Source organism: Enterobacter sp. BNK-29 (genome assembly GCF_048684785.1).
Lineage (GTDB): Bacteria > Pseudomonadota > Gammaproteobacteria > Enterobacterales > Enterobacteriaceae > Enterobacter > Enterobacter cloacae_M.
Window position 1 is genome coordinate 54584 of the sequence record NZ_JBLQTU010000004.1, and the last position, 16737, is coordinate 71320.

At 59.5% G+C, this 16737-nt stretch carries 16 protein-coding genes; 6 read left to right on the forward strand and 10 right to left on the reverse strand.

Annotated elements, in window-relative coordinates:
- Positions 1 to 31: 31 nt before the first annotated feature.
- Positions 32 to 1012: an NAD(P)H-dependent flavin oxidoreductase gene (locus ACMGGX_RS19895; protein WP_420298822.1), complete on the reverse strand. Its 981-nt coding sequence runs from the start codon at positions 1010 to 1012 to the stop codon at positions 32 to 34.
- Between the two features lie 135 nt (positions 1013 to 1147).
- Here ACMGGX_RS19895 and ACMGGX_RS19900 point away from each other — a divergent pair, with 135 nt between their 5' ends.
- A complete protein-coding gene (locus ACMGGX_RS19900; protein ID WP_420298823.1) occupies positions 1148 to 2032 on the forward strand; it encodes a LysR family transcriptional regulator in 885 nt (294 codons plus the stop codon).
- On the opposite strand, the gene ACMGGX_RS19905 is transcribed toward ACMGGX_RS19900, so the two are convergent.
- Positions 2004 to 3458: a PLP-dependent aminotransferase family protein gene (locus ACMGGX_RS19905; RefSeq protein WP_420298824.1), complete on the reverse strand. Its 1455-nt coding sequence runs from the start codon at positions 3456 to 3458 to the stop codon at positions 2004 to 2006. The two genes, ACMGGX_RS19900 and ACMGGX_RS19905, sit on opposite strands and share 29 nt — an antisense overlap.
- A 96-nt stretch (positions 3459 to 3554) precedes the next feature.
- Here ACMGGX_RS19905 and ACMGGX_RS19910 point away from each other — a divergent pair, with 96 nt between their 5' ends.
- Positions 3555 to 4322, forward strand: a complete 768-nt coding sequence (locus ACMGGX_RS19910; protein ID WP_348561018.1) for an arylamine N-acetyltransferase family protein — start codon at positions 3555 to 3557, stop codon at positions 4320 to 4322.
- A 22-nt stretch (positions 4323 to 4344) separates the two neighbouring features.
- Here ACMGGX_RS19910 and ACMGGX_RS19915 read toward each other — a convergent pair whose 3' ends face one another.
- The 4 genes from ACMGGX_RS19915 to ACMGGX_RS19930 all read right to left on the reverse strand — a co-directional run bounded on the left by ACMGGX_RS19915 (position 4345) and on the right by ACMGGX_RS19930 (position 10534).
- Entirely contained in the window at positions 4345 to 7422 is a 3078-nt protein-coding gene (locus tag ACMGGX_RS19915; protein ID WP_420298825.1) for an efflux RND transporter permease subunit, read from the reverse strand.
- Complete coding sequence (locus tag ACMGGX_RS19920) at positions 7419 to 8567, reverse strand: efflux RND transporter periplasmic adaptor subunit (protein WP_420298826.1); 1149 nt, start codon at positions 8565 to 8567, stop codon at positions 7419 to 7421. Before ACMGGX_RS19920 ends, ACMGGX_RS19915 begins: the two co-directional genes overlap by 4 nt.
- 78 nt (positions 8568 to 8645) lie before the next feature.
- Positions 8646 to 9842: a sensor histidine kinase gene (locus ACMGGX_RS19925; protein ID WP_420298827.1), complete on the reverse strand. Its 1197-nt coding sequence runs from the start codon at positions 9840 to 9842 to the stop codon at positions 8646 to 8648.
- On the reverse strand, positions 9839 to 10534 hold the full coding sequence (locus ACMGGX_RS19930; RefSeq protein ID WP_126794234.1) for a response regulator: 696 nt from the start codon (positions 10532 to 10534) through the stop codon (positions 9839 to 9841). Before ACMGGX_RS19930 ends, ACMGGX_RS19925 begins: the two co-directional genes overlap by 4 nt.
- A 124-nt stretch (positions 10535 to 10658) precedes the next feature.
- On the opposite strand from ACMGGX_RS19930, the gene ACMGGX_RS19935 reads away from it, so the two are divergent.
- Positions 10659 to 11444, forward strand: coding sequence for a MipA/OmpV family protein (locus ACMGGX_RS19935; RefSeq protein WP_420298828.1), 786 nt, complete (start codon positions 10659 to 10661; stop codon positions 11442 to 11444).
- Positions 11445 to 11456: 12 nt separating this feature from the next.
- Here ACMGGX_RS19935 and ACMGGX_RS19940 read toward each other — a convergent pair whose 3' ends face one another.
- The 3 genes from ACMGGX_RS19940 to ACMGGX_RS19950 form a co-directional block, all read right to left on the reverse strand.
- Positions 11457 to 11726, reverse strand: coding sequence for a hypothetical protein (locus ACMGGX_RS19940; RefSeq protein WP_194399078.1), 270 nt, complete (start codon positions 11724 to 11726; stop codon positions 11457 to 11459).
- Between the two features lie 52 nt (positions 11727 to 11778).
- Positions 11779 to 12126, reverse strand: coding sequence for an HNH nuclease YajD (gene yajD / locus ACMGGX_RS19945; protein ID WP_003857471.1), 348 nt, complete (start codon positions 12124 to 12126; stop codon positions 11779 to 11781).
- Between the two features lie 77 nt (positions 12127 to 12203).
- Positions 12204 to 13097 carry a PhzF family phenazine biosynthesis protein gene (locus tag ACMGGX_RS19950; RefSeq protein ID WP_420298829.1) on the reverse strand — a complete coding sequence of 298 codons (894 nt, stop codon included), beginning with the start codon at positions 13095 to 13097 and terminating at the stop codon, positions 12204 to 12206.
- A gap of 195 nt (positions 13098 to 13292) precedes the next feature.
- Between ACMGGX_RS19950 and ACMGGX_RS19955 the strand changes: the two genes are divergently transcribed.
- A complete protein-coding gene (locus tag ACMGGX_RS19955; protein WP_181594993.1) occupies positions 13293 to 14318 on the forward strand; it encodes an LLM class flavin-dependent oxidoreductase in 1026 nt (341 codons plus the stop codon).
- A 28-nt stretch (positions 14319 to 14346) separates the two neighbouring features.
- The gene (locus tag ACMGGX_RS19960) at positions 14347 to 15294 is read left to right on the forward strand and encodes a zinc-dependent alcohol dehydrogenase family protein (RefSeq protein WP_420298830.1); all 948 of its coding nucleotides are present in this window, start codon (positions 14347 to 14349) and stop codon (positions 15292 to 15294) included.
- A gap of 3 nt (positions 15295 to 15297) precedes the next feature.
- On the opposite strand, the gene ACMGGX_RS19965 is transcribed toward ACMGGX_RS19960, so the two are convergent.
- Positions 15298 to 16332, reverse strand: coding sequence for an AI-2E family transporter (locus tag ACMGGX_RS19965; RefSeq protein ID WP_047742060.1), 1035 nt, complete (start codon positions 16330 to 16332; stop codon positions 15298 to 15300).
- 133 nt (positions 16333 to 16465) lie between these two features.
- Between ACMGGX_RS19965 and ACMGGX_RS19970 the strand changes: the two genes are divergently transcribed.
- Positions 16466 to 16636 carry a hypothetical protein gene (locus ACMGGX_RS19970; RefSeq protein ID WP_420298831.1) on the forward strand — a complete coding sequence of 57 codons (171 nt, stop codon included), beginning with the start codon at positions 16466 to 16468 and terminating at the stop codon, positions 16634 to 16636.
- Positions 16637 to 16737 lie beyond the last annotated feature (101 nt).

A 16737-nucleotide genomic window follows, 5' to 3' on the forward strand; every position in this document is an offset into this window, starting at 1 on the left:
GCGTCCTGGGGCAGCCCAGGACGCCGGGTGCTTACTCAACCGTTAACGCATTCACAACCTCGGCCACGCTTTTCACGCTGTGAATATTCCCAATCCCCGTGCCGAGCGCGATATAGCCCTCATCGGTGTTGCCTTCGAGCATGCCCAGACGCAGGCCCCGTAATCCCCCCATCGCCTTGCCCAGCGCGTCGTTGCTTGCGCCTGCTTTATCCATCGCCGCCAGTTTTTCCGCCAGCTTGCCGGGAAGAGAGCGGTAGTAATGGGGCACAGTGCGGAAAAGCAGCAAATCGAGGCCGTTGGCGGCAACGATTTTCTCTTTGACGCCCTGCGGCACGCGGCTTTCTTCCGTGCTGATAAACACTGAACCGGCAAACACGCCTTCCGCGCCCAATGCATGCGCCGCTCTGGCGGTGCGGTTATCGGTAATGCCGCCCGCGGCCATCACCGGAATGTGCTTCACGGCATCGGCAATCAGCGGCACGATGGAAAAGGTGCCAAGCGCCGTTGCGGGTAACGTTCCACCCTCATCAAAACCGGTGGCGACGATAATGTCAGCCCCCATTTCTTCTGCGAGGCGGGTGTTCTCCGGCGTTGGGTTGATGTCGCGGTAGATAATGGCGATACCCGCCTCTTTTAACTCGCTGAACAGGGCGGGAATAATGCTGCCTTCCCCGTAGCCCGTATACACCACGGCCCTGACGCCTTCGTCTTTCACCACCTGAAGAATAGGCCCTGTCCAGACGTCATTAACGGCCGTGGGGATCAGGTTCACGCCAAACGGTTTCTCGGTCAGCCGTTTGGTTTTACGAATTTCTTCGCGCATTTTTTCGGCGGTCTCTTCCGGCGTGGAGACCGCGGTGTCGGCGGTTAAACCGGCATTGGGCCCCAGCACGCCGAGCCCTCCGGCATTGCTGACCGCAGCAACTAAACGGGCATCCGTGAGCCAGGATAACGGCCCCTGAATAACAGGTTTTTCGATGCCCAGGATCTGACAAATACGGTTATTTTTCATAGCAGACTCTCCCTTACGTTTGAATGGGGAAGAGTGTAGGGCGCAGGATTGTTAGGAAAAATAGCTAAAAATATTCATCACTGTTATAAAATTAATAACAATCACATTATCCTGCTCGCGGCAAAAGCATTCCTTATGCAAATAAACCTCTTTGAATCTATTCGAATTTTTATTGAAATTGTTGAGTCAGGCAGTCTTAGCCAGGCGGCGGAGAATCTGCAGGTCCATCGTCCGGCGGTCACCAAAGCGTTACAGCTTCTGGAGCAGCACAGCGGCACCCGGCTACTGCAGCGCACAACGCGTCGGATTAGCTTGACCCCGGATGGGGAAGCGTTTTATCGCCGGAGCAAACCCCTGCTGGCGCAGGCGGACGAATTGCTGGAGTCGTTTGGTACGGACCGGGCAATACACGGCCAGCTGCGTGTGGATATGCCGGTCTCTTTTGCCACGCTGCGGGTGATACCCAATCTGCCTGATTTTTATCGTCAGCATCCTGAGATCGACATCATTCTGAGCAGCTCTGACCGCCGTCGGGATATGCTGCGGGATGGCCTGGACTGCGTGCTGCGGGTGGGGGAGCTGGACGACGGCGAGTATATCGCACGTAAAATCGGAAACATCAAAATCACGACCTGCGCCAGCCCGGCCTGGCTGGCAAAACACGGTACGCCAGAAACGCCGGATGATTTATACAAACATCAGGCCATCAACTGGATTAATAACCGAAGCAGACAAATTCATCCGTGGACGTTTACCACGCCAGAAGGCATCGCGGAGATTACTCTGCCCGGTAAGCTTGTCGTGGATAACTCAGAGGCCTACATCGCGGCAGGCCTTGCCGGGCTGGGGTTAATGCAGGGGATGAATCTCTTTCTCCAGCCTTACATAGACCGCGGTCTTCTGGTTGAAGTCCTGCCGGACTATCGCTCGCCGGACCGAAAGCTGTCACTGCTCTATCCACACCGCCACCTCTCCCGCAAGGTGCGGGTCTTTACCGAGTGGCTGGAGAGTCTGGTTTGAAAGCGGCCAGCTCGTGACACAGCGCGCCAATCTGCTCCACGGCGTTCAGCAGGCGGGGCGTGGGTTCGTTTGCGCAGTTCAGCCGCAGAAAGTGCGTTAACTCCGCGGCAGGGGAAAACAGGGGGCCAGGGCTGACGCCAATACCCAGCGCCAGCGCGCGACGGTGCACCTCCAGCGCGTTGACCCGCTGAGGCAGTTCAACCCACAGCAGGAAACCGGCAGCGGGCACGTTAACGCGCGTACCGGGTGGAAAGCTCGCCTTGACCTGCGCCACGACGGCGCGAACGCCCTCTGCGATCCGGCGCTTCAGCCGCCGCAGATGGCGATCGTAGTCGCCGCTCGCCAGAACGTCGCTCGTCGCCGCTTCCAGCAGCGGGGCGCCAGCCCATTCTCCGGCCATGCGGGCCTGTAAGACCTGCGGGGAGTAGCGTCCGGCGGCGATCCAGCCGATTCGCCATCCGGGCGCAAGCGTTTTGGACAGGGAACTGCAGTAAATCACATTCCCGCTCTGGTCGAACGCCTTACAGGCCGGAGGGCGTTGCCCCTCGCCGACCAGGTCACCGTAAACATCGTCCTCAATTAAAGGAATTTCAGCCTCTTCAAGCAGGGCAACCAGTTTCTGCTTGCGCGCGACGGGCATGCTGGCACCCAAAGGATTTTGCACGGTGGGCGAGGCCAGAACGGCCGCGGGGCGGTGGCAGCGAATAGCGTCCGCCAGCGGTTCCAGCAGCAGGCCTTCCACAGGGTCGGTGGGGATCGCTAAAGCCTTCAGGCCTAAATCCTCCAGCAGCAGGAGCGTGCCAAAGTAGGCTGGCTGCTCAATCGCCACGACGTCACCCGGCTGGCACACGGCCCGAAGGGCCAGGCGCAGCGCCTGCGTCGCGCCTGCGGTAATAATGAGATCGTCCGCGCCGAACCGGGCTCCCCACTGGGCAGAGCGCGCGGCAATCTTGCTTCGCAAATCCCGCCTTCCCGGAGGCAGGCTGTAGCTCTGTCCATGCGCGTCCAGACGACGGCCCGCAGAGTGCAACGCCCGCTGCAGGGCATCTCCCGGCAGCCACGCGGGATCGGGCAGGGCGGCGCCCAGCGGGATCAGCCGGGCTTCTGCACTGCTGAACAGCGACCGGGCCACGGCGGACATGGTGACGGGGACCGGGCTCGGCGTGGAGCGCGCGGGCTCTACGCGCGGTGGCAGGCTGGTCTGGCGGATGTAATAGCCTGAACGTGGACGCGCAACGATCAGCCCCTCAGCCTCAAGACAGCGGAGGGCCTCCAGCGCCGTCGGAAGGCTAACGCGCTCGCGTTCGGCCAGTTTGCGCGCGGAGATCATCCTGTCACCGGCGCGCAGCGCGCCGGACGTAATGGTAAGACGCAGCATATCCGCAATACGGCGATAGTGAGGAGAGGACTGGGACGGGGCAGACATGGGTAACTGTTCAGGCTAATTTTCGATAAAACTGACTATACAGCCATTGATGCGCGCCATCTATAGTGTCCGGCATGTTCAGGACAAGGAGGCATTATGCAAAGCGATAACTTCAACATTTCCACCTATTTCAAACGCATAAACTATACCGGACCGGCGGGTGCCGATACGGACACCCTGCATGCGCTGATGCGCCATCAGCTCTTTTCCGTTCCCTTTGAGAATCTGGACGTACAGGCGGGCAAAGTTGTCTCGCTGGCGCCAGACGACATTGCCGATAAGGTGTTAACGCAGGGGCGCGGCGGCTACTGCTACGAGGTGAACGGGCTTTTTGCCATGGCGCTGGAGGCGTTAGGGATCCCTTACCGCTTCGTGGCGGCGCGCCCGATGTTCTACCCCGCGCGGCGGCCGAAAACCCACATGGCGATCGTTGCTGAGGTAGATAGCCGACAGTGGCTTTGCGACCTCGGGTTCGGCAGCTACGGTATTCGTGCGCCGATGGCGCTGGACACGCTTGATGTTGAAATCGCACAGGATTTCGACACGTTCCGACTGAGCCGCAGCGCGGAGGGTGAGTATTTGCTTGAGGCGAAGGTTGAGGGAGAGTGGGCCCGGCAGTACGGCTTTGATCTCACCCCTCAGGAATGGATTGATTTCGTTCCGGCCAACTACCTTAACTCCACGCACCCGGATGCCATCTTTGTGCAGAAGCGGGTGGTGGTGCAGCACGGCCCGGAGGGACGCCAGATTTTGCTGGGCGATGTGCTGAAAACCATCACGGCGAACGGCACTGAAACGCGGAAACTGGCGGAGGATGAAATCCGCCATGTCCTGAAAGACCGTTTTGCGCTGACCGCCGCGTAATCTGCCGGGAAACGGTGGAGCCTCAGCGCAGTCCGTCTTCTGCGGCGTTGCGCTGAGCTCCCCACTGTAACAGCAGGCTAAACGACGCGGGTAACACGGTCAGCGTCACCAGCGTCGCGACCAGCAGCCCGCCGATAATGGCATAGGCCATTGGCCCCCAGAAGACCTGATGAGAGATCGGGATCATGCCCAGAATGGCGGCACAGGCGGTCAGAGAGATGGGTCTGGCCCGGTGTTCCGCGGCCGCCATAATGGCGGCATCGTTTGCCATCCCCTGAGCAAGATTGCTGTCAACTTCGCTAATCAGTATCACCGCGTTGCGCACGATCATCCCCGCCAGGGCGATGACGCCCAGCAGCGCGACAAACCCCATCGGCGTGCCGCCGGGCAGCATAGCCAGCACGATCCCCGGCAGGCCAAACGGGGCCATCAGGAGGGCCAGCAGCATCCGGGAATATCGCCGCAGCTGAAGCATCAGCAGCAACAGCATGAGGACCAGCGTTACCGGAAGAACGGTAAAGACGGAGCTGTTTCCCTTATCCGATTCGGCAACCGCGCCGCCCTCTTCAATGCTGTAACCTGCGGGCAGGCTCGCGCGCAGCGTGTCGACCGCCGGACGCAGCGCCGCGGATACCGCTTCAGCCTTCAGCCCCGGGGCAAGGTCCGTTTGCACCGTGATAAAGGGCACGCGCTGGCGACGCCAGATGACCGGATCGTCCACGCCCCAGACCGGCGTAGCGACGGCGCTGAGCGGAATTTTTTTACCGTCATTCCCCTGAATCGTGAGCGAGGAGAGGGTGGCGGTGCTGTGACGTGCATCGTCCGTGGCCCGCAGCACCACGTCGACAAGGCGGTCGTTATCCCTGATGGAGGTAACAACGCTGCCGGACCAGACGGTGTTCAGCGTGCGGGCGAGGCTTTCTGACGATATTCCCGCCGCCCTGGCCGCCGTCTGATTCACCTTAAGGGTGATGACCCTCTCCGGCTCTCCGGCCGTCTGGTTAACGTCGCGTGAGAACGGAGACCGGCCAATCGCGTCCGTGAGACGGTTCGCCAACGCCCGAACCTGCAGATAATCTGGCCCGCTCACCCGGTATTTGATGGGCCAGCCGACGGGCGGCCCCAGCTCAAGGGGCGACACGCGCGTGATGATGTCGCTAAACTGCGTCGCCAGAAGCCTGTTGAGCTGCGCATGCAGACGATCCCGCGCCTCAAGATCCTTAGCCACCACGACCATCTGGGCGATGTTTTCATTTTCCAGCAGCACGTCCATCGGCAGGTAAAAACGGATGGCGCCCGACCCGACGTACGTCGAATAGCGATCGATGTTGCCGTTGCCGGCCAGCGCCTTTTCCAGCTTTTCCACCTCTCTTAGCGTTTCCGGCTGCGACGCGTTGGCCGGAAGCGTCAGGCTGACCAGCAGCTCTGGCCGGTCCGAGGCGGGGAAAAACTCGCCCTGCATAAACGTCGTGCCGTACGCTGACAGCCCCAGCGCGGAAAGGGCGAGCAGCACGGTAGCGAGCCGGTGGCGCAGTGCCAGGCGTAAAAGACGTCCGTACCCGCGCGCGATCCTACCGGGGCCTGCCGCGTGATGTCTGACTTTTTCCGGCAGCAGCCACGTGCCCGTCAGCGGCGAAAACAGGATCGCGACGGCCCAGGAGCAGAGCAGGGCAATGAGCACCACCGCAAACAGGGAAAAGCAGTATTCACCAGCGCTGGAGGCCGCAAAACCAACGGGAATAAAGCCGGCAATCATCACCAGAGTACCGGTGAGCATCGGGAAAGCCGTCGTTTTGAACGCATGGGTGGCCGCGTGCCGACGGGAATCCCCCGCTTCCAGCCGGGATACCATCGTTTCGACGGCGATCATCGCGTCATCCACCAGCAGGCCCAGGGCAATGATCAGCGCCCCGAGCGAGATACGCTGAAGGCCAATACCTGCGAGCATCATGCCGGCAAACGTCATGGCGAGCACCAGCGGAATGGCCGTCGCCACCACCAGTCCGGCCCGTAACCCCAGCGAGACAAATGAAACCGCCAGCACGATAACAACGGCTTCGATAAGCACCCGGATAAACCCGCTTACCGCGTCACTGACCACCGCTGACTGATCGGCAACTTTCACCATCTCGATACCGTGCGGCAGCCCGGCGCTGAGGGCCGCCATTCTGGCATTCAGCGCAGCGCCGAAACGCAGCATGTTGCCCGTTGGCGCCATCGACACCGCCAGCCCGATAGCCGGCTTGCCGTTCACCCGATAGGCCGGGGCCGGTGGCTCGGCGATTTCCCGGGTGACGGTGGCAATGTCGGTCAGCGGAATATAGCGATTGTTCACGTGCAGCGTGACGGCGCGTAAGCTCTCCTCGGTCGTGAGCGCCCCGCTGACCTTTATCGCCATGTTCTCTGTTTCGGTACGCATCGTTCCTGCCGGGACAACGGCGTTTTGCGCCCGGAGGGCGTCGGCAACTTCCTGAATATCGAGCCCCATCCCGGCCAGGCGCGCGGGAGAAAAGGCGAGAACCCACTGCTCCTGCTGTTCGCCCAGCAGGGTGGTTTTGCCTATATCCGGCAGGGACATCAGCTCGCGCCGGATTGTCTCTGCGCGATCCCGTACCTCCCGCAGGGTGAAACCTTCGGGAATAAAGGCGTAAATTGTGCCGAACGTATCGTCAAACTCGTCGTCCACGGCAGGGCCCTGCACCCCTTCAGGCAGGGACGGCGCGATGTCCTGCATTTTTTTGCGAACCTGATACCAGATATCCTGCACGCGTTGCGGGGGCGTATCGTCACGGAGGTTGACGTGGATAACGGTGCGTCCGGCCCGGGTTTCACTTTCGAGATAGTCCAGCCAGGGCGTTTCCTGCAGCTTTTTTTCAAGCGTATCGGTCAGCAGACGTGTGGTATCCGCCACGGAGGCTCCCGGCCACTGCGCGGAGACGACGGCCGTTTTAATGGTGAAAGCCGGATCTTCGTTACGCGGCAGCTTCTCATAGCAGAACACGCCCATCGCAATCACCAGCAGCATGAAAAAGCTGACCATCTGCTGGTTCTTCAGCGCCCAGGCGGAGAGGTTAAATTTGGCTTCCGGTCCTGTGTTCATGGCTGAACCTCTCCGGCAACCACCGGCTCGCCGGATCGTAATGTGCTCACGCCCGCCGTAATCACCCTGTCGCCCGGCTCAAGGCCGGAGGCAATAATGACGGAGGAGGCCGTATAGCTCGCGGGCACCACCGCGCGCAGCTGCGCCCGCGACTGCGGGGTAATCACAAAAACGGCCGGTTTGTCGCCGATGCGGGTCAGCGCCGAGGCGGGAAGGGTGTAGCCGCGCGGGGCAGACGATGGCAACGTGACGGTAACGCTGGCGCCCAGCGCCATGGCCGCCGGCGGGTTTTGCAGGGTGGCCCTGACGCGCCAGGTGCGGGTCTGAGGATCGGCCTGCGGGGTGATGTCCCGCAGCGCGGCAGACGCCTGTACCGACGGGTCGCTGAGGAGTGAAACCTGCAAAACCGCCTTATCCAGAGGCGGGATCGCATCCGGAGTGGCAATATCAAACGCCACGTCGCGGGCTTCACCCGTTGCCAGCGTCAGCACGGACTGACCGTCGCTGACAACCTGCCCCGCAGAAGCGTTCACGGCGGTGATGACGCCCGCCTGCGGCGCGATCAGGCGCGTCCAGCCGAGGCTTTCGCGGGCATTTCGCCACGCGGCCTCGCTGCTTTTTAAGCGAGCGCGGGCGACAAGCCAGTCCGCACGGGCGCTGTCGAGCTGCGTGCGGGCTATCGCGCCCGTTGGCATGAGCTTTTGCATTCGACTGACGTTAAGCGCGGCGACCTGCGCCGAGGCTTTGGCACCTTCATAGTCGGCCGCCGCGCCGTCGAGCTGGTTTTGCCCGGTCGTGTTGTCAAGCGTGGCCAGCAGCTGTCCGGCAGTGACCCGGTCGCCAATATCAACGCTGCGCGTCAGTATCCGGCCCCCGGTCCGAAAGCTCAGGGGCGTTTCATCGTGGGCATGGATCTCACCGGTTCTTTCCAGCGCGGGAAGGGGCTGGGCGGTGCCAACGACGACGTAGCGTACCGCTCGCGCCGGGTTGGGCTTATTTTCGTGTTTATCACCGCAGCCGGTCAGCGGAAAAATCGCCAGCGCAAGCAGGGCCAGGGGAAGAAAGTGCAGCCAGGAAAGGGTGCGCGCCACGCCGTACAAATGATGCAGGCAGTGGCGGAGGGAGAGAAAAAATTCGTCTGACATAACGCCGCTCCATAAAGGGAATGGCGTTATTAAATGCGCGCTACATCGAGAAAGATTCGACGTTCTGTCAAGGCTTTATCAAGAGTGGATATTTTCATTACCGGACGGGTGCCAGGGCAATAAAATGCGCACGGCGAGGCCGCCGGTTTCCAGCAATGACGCGCTAATCTCGCCCCCATGCGCCTCGCAAATCGCCCGGGCGATGGACAAACCGAGGCCGCTGCCGCCGGAATGCCGCGCGCGGGACTGCTCCTCGCGGCTAAAGCGTTTAAACATTTCCGGTAAGAACTGGGGCGAGACGCCCGGCCCGTCATCGGTAAATTCGAGGGTGTAATGACCGCTGGCGTAATGCAGCGCCACCTCAAGGTGGCCGCCCTCGCGCCCGTAACGTAACGCATTTTCCATGAGGATGGTAACGACCTGTCCAAGACGGAACGCATCGCCTCTGAAGGGGCTGGTGCGCGGGTTGCGAAGCGTTATCCGAAAATGATGCGCGTCAGCCTCGGGCATGATCCAGGCAGCCCGCTCCTGAATCAGCTCATCCAGACAGAACGGCTGGTCCTCCAGCACGAGGTTACCCGCGTCGGCAAGCGAGAGAAGGTGAAGCTCATCGGTGAGGCGGTTGAGGTGCTGGAGCTGTTTCATCACCATGCCGAGCTGCGCCGGGCTGGCATCAAACACGCCGTCTAACATGCCCTGCAGACGCCCGATGGCGGCCGTCAGGGGCGAGCGCAGCTCGTGCGCCATCGCGACGTGCGAGGCGCGGAGCTCTTTTTCATAGCGGGCGAGTTGTCCCGTCATGGAGTTAAAGTCGGTCGCAAAGCTGACCATTTCAGCCGGCGCATCCTCGATCAGTTCCGCCTGGCGGCCAAACTGCCCGTCGGCGACATCCTTTGCCGCATCGCGAAGGCGGCTGAACTGCAGCGCCAGCGGCCGGGCGTGTTTGAGCCCCATCACCACGATAAACGGGATCATCACCAGCACCAGCAGGGCCACCGTGGCCCAGTCGGCTGAGGCGATAGACGGCGTGGAATAGCTCAGGCCCCACCAGGTGTCCACAATCGAGTGGAAGCGGGCCGGATTGGCCTGCGGGTTCTGGCTGAGCGTCAGAAACTCCTGGCGGACCGCCGCTGGCATTTTGCCCATTATCCAGTAGTTCTGAACCGCATAGCGCAGCCACATGCAGGTGGCAATGACGATCACGCTGCCGATAGCCAGCGCTAATATGCGCGCGCAAATCCAGCGCCACAGAGAGGAGTGCTGATTTTTAATCATGGCTGTCTGAACCTGTAGCCCACGCCGCGAACGTTGATCAGCACGCCGGAGATCCCCGCCGCTTCCAGTTTTTTACGCAGGTTATAAATATGGGTGTCCACCACGCGCTCCAGCGCCTCGCTTTCCGGCAAACAGTGCTCCAGTAAATACTGGCGGGAGAACGGGTGCGCCGGAGAACGCAGCAGCGTTGCCAGAAGCGAGAATTCCGTTGGCGTAAGATCGAGCATCACGGGCGCGTCGCCGCCGTTATCCACGCTCGCCACAATGGCGCCCACGTCTACCTCCAGCGTTTGCCAGCGAAGGATTGCTTCGTCCGTCTCTTTTTTACTGCTGCGCCGCAGCACCGCCTGCACCCGAGCCACCACTTCGCCCGGATGATAAGGCTTCACAACGTAATCATCGGCACCGTATCGCAGGGCGCCAATGCGGTCAGGGGTATCCCCCATGGCCGTGACCATGATCACCGGCACATCGCTTTTACGACGCAGGCCAGCCAGCACCTCGGTGCCGTTAAGCCCCGGCAGCATCACGTCCAGCAGAATGAGGTCGGGCTTCCACCGCTGCGCCATATCCAGCCCGGAATGACCGTCTCCGGTAATGGTCACGTCGTAATTTTCCCGCCGTAAATAGGCTTCGAGCACGCCGGCCGCATCGGCGTCATCTTCAATAATCAGCACTCTTCTGGACAACATCCGTTCACCTTGACCATTTCTTAACACTATCCCGACGATTCATTGATTCAGCCAAATCATACTGCGCCAACGTTGTGTGGCCGCCCCCGTATCAGGAGGCGCCAGCGTCCGTATGGAGAGCAGTATGATAGCGATAAAAAAAGTCCTGTATATGTCCCTCCCGCTTCTGATGGCCGTGAGTTCCGGCTCGCAGGCGGATGATGGCGCCGCGTCCGATTCCCTCACCGTCGGGCTTGGGGGGCAGTATGCCCCGCGTTACTCAGGCTCAGACAAGCAGGTGTGGCAGGTGGTTCCGGTGCTGCAGGGACGCAAAGGCGCTTTCTTTATTGATGCGCAAAAAGGGGTGGGATATGACCTGCAAAACGACAGCGGCTGGTATTTCGAACACACGCTGGGCTATGACTTCGGAAGGGCTGAGAAAAATTCTGGCTGGCGTGAGGGCGCAAACAATCTGAAAGGGATGGGGGACATTGATGCCACCCTGAATACCGGCCTTGCCGTCGGCTGGCAGGCCGCGCCATGGCTGAGTATGGAAGGCAAAGCGACGCTGCCATTAACGGACAGCCAGGGGGGAAGCTATCAGGCCTCCGTGACGCTGATCCCCGTACAAAATAACCAGGACACGGTCGCCTTTCAGTCTGCGGCCCTGTTTGGCGACAGCCGTTATCTGAACACCTGGTATGGGATAAGCGAGCAGCAGAGCCGCCGCACCGGATATCGCCGCTATGCTGCGCCGGGTGGATTCTATGGCGTCGACACCAGCCTGACCTGGAGCCATCAGTTCGATGCCCACTGGGGGACGGTGCTGAGTGCGGACTATACCTGGCTGGGCGATCGTGCGAATAACAGCCCGATCGTGATGCGGCGCAATGAGGGAGCTGCAACCGCCGCTATCACCTGGACATTTTAACGAGGGAAAGGGTCAGGCAAAGAGTCCCTTAATAAGCATCCAGAAAAGTGAGAGCAGACAGAGGAGTTGTAACGTTCGCAATGACCACAGCTGAAAACGCCATTGATATCGCTCCCGGGCATCGGCTTCTGCGATCGGGCCAGCGGCATCAGCAGCGTTTTTCCCTGGGCGGCGCAGAAAATCATGGCACAGCCAGACCAGAAGTATGAGGCAAAGTATTCTCGTGAAAAGTAAACCGTAGGCTGTATAAAACATATCCCAGTAGCAGCGGAGGGTGTCCATGGCCTTTATCCTTTCCTGAGCCGCCCATACGGCAGGTATGGGCGGTGAAAGATTATTTCTTCTTATCCATCATCGCTTTTAAATCGGCAAACGGGTTAAACGTGGCGACGCCCACGTCTTTTTGCGCGTCTTCCCCTGCGACCACGGTGGTGCCGTACTGATCCGCTTCGGTGTATTTCGAATGTTCGTGATCGTGGCAAAACAGGCACAACAGCTCCCAGTTGCTGCCATCTTCCGGGTTGTTGGTATGGTCGTGATCGATATGGTGAACCGTGAGTTCACGCAGATTGGAATAGACAAACTCGCGCGAGCAGCGTCCGCAGACCCAGGGATAGATTTTTAATGCTTTTTCGCGATAGCCGCTTTCCAGCCGCGCGTAGTTTTTGGGGATCAAAGCCATTGCCGGTTTTACCTGTGATAAAAATAGTGTGCCAATATAGCCCATCGGATGCCGTAAAGGTAAACGCCATTGCTCCGTTAGAGTGAAAATGCGCCTTCAAGCGTAATCACACATTTTCCCCCTACGCGAACCACCGCCTTTCCTGACGAGGCATCGTATCCCGCGAACAGCACGCTTGCTCGTCCCATATCAACGCCCTGACTGACGTTAAGATTAAGCGTCGTTTTATTGCGGTGCAACGCCAGCAGCGCCGTTGCAGCGGCGGTCGCGCTGCCTGTTGCAGGATCTTCTGTCATGCGAGGAGTAAACATGCGGGCCTGCACATCGTGAGGTTCATCGGGATCCGTATCCAGGGTATAGGCATAGAGGGAAACCGCGCCATCCAGCGGTAACGTTGCGCGAAAACCCTGTAAATTCGGCACGCACCGACGAAGCGCCTCGCGAGAAGCCAGCTCGGCTATCAGGAAGGGCAGACCTACCGACGCGACAACAGGCATATGTACCGCGGTACGGATATCTTCTGCGTTCAGGGATAAGCAGGCAGCCACGCTTTCCGGGCTTACTTCAGAGCGGCAGGAGAGTGCTTCAGGCACCAGGAGTTCTGCGCCAGTCACGGTATCGTTGTCACGCAGCAGACGTACGGGCACCAGACCGGCTATTTCCTCGAAGTGCAGCGTATCAGGCAGGGGCTGATGATTCATCGCGGCGTGATGGGCCAGCACGTACGCAGTTCCAACATTCGGGTGCCCGGCGAAGGGGATCTCGCGCGAGGGCGTAAAAATTCGCACGCGTGCCGTACTGGAGGGATTGTCTGGCGGCAGAACGAACGTGGTTTCGCTGTAGCCAAATTCAGCGGCGACCTGCTGCATTTGTGCTTTGCTCATACCCTCCGCATCGAGTACGACGGCGACAGGGTTACCCTGAAACGGGGTGTCAGTAAAAACATCCGCAACAACATAGCGTCTCTTCATTTTCTGTCCGGTGTAAAAATCCTGACATAGAGTAGTAACGTTAAATCAAACCGATAACCAGCCGTTTTTTACCTGACGGACCTGAAAAAAATTCAATCAATTTATTTGAATCATTCCGTTAAATAAACGCCATTTATTCTCACCCGGTAATGCGTAAAGTAGGTGCAACGCAAAGCATTCTCAGGACAAATTGTTATGAAAAAGATCGGGTTTTTATCCTTTGGTCACTGGACGCCTTCTCCGCAGTCCGGCACGCGCTCGGCGGCAGACACGCTGCTGCAGTCCATCGATTTAGCCGTGGCGGCTGAAGAGCTGGGGGCAGACGGCGCGTTTTTCCGCGTGCACCACTTTGCCCGACAGCTTAGCTCGCCGTTCCCTCTGCTGGCGGCAATAGGCGCAAAAACGAAAACCATCGAAATCGGTACCGGCGTGATTGATATGCGCTATGAAAATCCGATGTACATGGCCGAGGATGCGGGTGCGGCGGATCTGATTTCCGGCGGTCGTTTGCAGCTTGGCATCAGCCGCGGCTCGCCGGAGCAGGTCATTGATGGCTGGCGCCATTTCGGCTATGTCCCGCAGGAAGGAGAAGACGAATCGGATATGGCGCGCCGTCATACCGAGGTGCTGCTTGAGGTGCTGCGCGGTGAAGGGTTTGCAAAACCTAACCCACAGCCTATGTTCCCGAATCCGCCGGGGCTGCTGCGCCTGGAGCCGTATTCTGAAGGGCTGCGCGAGCGTATCTGGTGGGGCGCCGGTTCCAATGCGACGGCCGTATGGGCCGCAAAGCTGGGAATGAACCTGCAAAGTTCAACCCTGAAAGACGATGAAACCGGCGAGCCGTTCCATATTCAGCAGGCAAAACAGATCCGCGCATACCGTCAGGCCTGGAAAGAGGCAGGGCATACTCGCCAGCCGCGGGTGTCGGTCAGCCGCAGCATTTTTGCGCTGATGGACGACCGCGACCGGATGTATTTCGGTGCCAGCCGCAACGACAGCGATAGCGTGGGCTATCTTGATGAGAAAACGCGCGCGATCTTCGGGCGAAGCTATGCGGCGGAGCCGGACAAGCTGATTGAACAGCTGAAAAAGGACGACGCGATTGCCGAAGCCGATACGTTATTACTGACCGTGCCGAACCAGCTGGGTGTGGATTACAATGCGCACGTGATTGAGTCTATTCTCAAACACGTCGCACCGGCAATGGGCTGGCGCGAGTAGTCTTTCCGCTATCAGCCGTGAGATCGTAATGGAAAATATGGCCCTCTGGTATCGCCGTTTTGGTGAGCCAGAAACCGTTCTGCAACCTGAAACCGCGCCGCTGGGGGCGCTTGCGCCGGGTCATCTTCGCGTGCAAATGCTATTTTCTCCGGTGAACGCATCCGATCTTATTCCCATTACCGGCGCCTACCGCCACAGAACCCCGCTACCGGCGGTCGCGGGGTATGAAGGTGTCGGCATTGTCACCGACGCGCCCGCGTCGTTTGAGCATCTGCTGGGTAAACGCGTCCTGCCGCTGCGCGGTCAAGGCACCTGGCAGCGCTATGTTGATTGCCCGGCAGAGTATGCTATCCCCGTTCCGGACGCTGTTGACGCACGTCTGGCCGCACGGGCCTATATCAACCCGCTGGCGGCGCAGATGATGCTTACCCGCTATCCGCCTGAAGGAAAGCGGGTGCTGCTGACGGCTGCCGGGTCGGATTGCGCCATTCTGCTGGGGCAGTGGGCACGTCAGGCAGGAGCGGAAGCCGTGTACGGGATCCACCGTTCCCCCGTTCACGCTGAACGGCTGGAGGCGATGGGTATCATTCCCGTCGCGCAGCATGACGCGCAGCGGATTGGCGCCGTCGCCGCGCGTGCTGACGTCGTCTACGATGCCACCGGCGGGCCGCTGGCGGAAGCGATCCTCAGCGCGATGCCCGAGCAGGGCATGTTTGTCTGCTACGGGCTGCTCTCCGGGCAAACGTTCAGACAGCAACGGCCCGCGCCGCGCGTGGCGTGGTTCCATATCCGAAACGGTCTGGATGCGCTCAGCGCTGAGGCGTGGCGCGCGGAGTTTGACCGCATCTGGCTTAATTTGCCCGCCAGCGGGTACAGCGACGTCACGGTGTATCCGCTGGCGGAATGGCGGAGGGCGATCGGTACGTATCGAGAAGGGGGAAGGACCCGCAAGCCCCTCCTGTCGATGGCGGACTGACCGCTATTTATGGCTCATATCGCTCAGCAGCACGGCGATGGTTTGCCCGCCCGCCGTCTGTTCCAGACCAATCTTGACGATAATGGTCAGCGGGACGGAGAGCAGCATCCCAACGGGCCCGAGCAGCCAGCCCCAGAAAATCAGGGACAAAAAGACCACCAGCGTGGAGAGTCCCAGCCCTCGCCCCATCATGCGTGGCTCAAGAATGTTACCGAACACCAGGTTGATGACCAGATAGCCGGCCAGCAGGATCAGCGCGTCATAAAGCCCGCTGAAAACCAGCACCTGAAGGATAGGGGGGATCGCCGCCAGCACGGAGCCGATGTTGGGAATGTAGTTAAGCGCAAACGCCAGTAACCCCCAGACAAACGCAAAGCGAACGTCCAGCGCCAGAAGCATCGCCCAGACGACACCGCCCGTGACGAGGCTAATCGCCGTTTTCAGCACCAGATAGCGGGAGACGCTGTCCAGCGCGCGTTGAATCGCCCCCATGCCTTCAACCGGACGGACCATCATCTGCTGCAGCTTTGCCGGCAGCTGCGGCACCTCCAGCAGCATGAACACCACCGTTAAAAACAGCAGGAAAATGGAGGTCATGGCATTGGAAAGCTGTGCCAGCAGGCTGGTGACGATCGTCATGGCCGCGTTGGGGTCGATATATTTCAGGAGCTCCTCAACCGAGACTTCTATACCCGCGCGCTGCAGCCAGGGTTCCAGCTGCAGCAGCGGTATCGCCAGCGAAGAACGGTATTTCGGCAGCGTTCGCGCCAGCTCATTGAGCGAGGTCCCCAGATACGCCACCAGCAAGACCATCGCCACAATGATGATGCTGATAAGCAGCGTGATCGCCAGCACGCGCGGGATGCGCAGGCGCGTCATGCGCTGCACCAGCGGGTTAAGGATCACCGCGATAAACAGGGCCAGAATAAAGGGCACAATAATGTCGGCGGCAAAACGAACGCCCGTCAGTATGATCACCAGCATGCCCAGCATGATGACAATTTTTAACCCGTTCAGGGTAATAATGGGTTTAGCCATGGTGACTCCGAATTTTTCTTTATATTTATAATAAAGGTGAAAGGCGTTGCAATAAACTAACCAAAATCAAACGGGATGGGTAAAGAATTGCAAAGACTTTGAGTAAAATCCTGGCTTATGGTACAAATTTGGTGTGTTTAACTACCGAGGACAATTTTCATCCGCAAAGACGAGAAGCAACAACGCGGATAATTGTAATTTTATGGACAATATGTTCAGGACGTACTCTTCAAACAATACTGCTGTATACTCCACTTCTTTCTGCGTGCTTTCTGGTGAGCAACACTGGCGCACCGCACTATAGTCATTTCTTCTGCCTGAGCTGGCGCAACGCGCTTAGCTGTCTGATTTCAATTCGTTTTTTTTTGGTTTGCTGCACGCAGCGGGCCACGATGGATTATATTC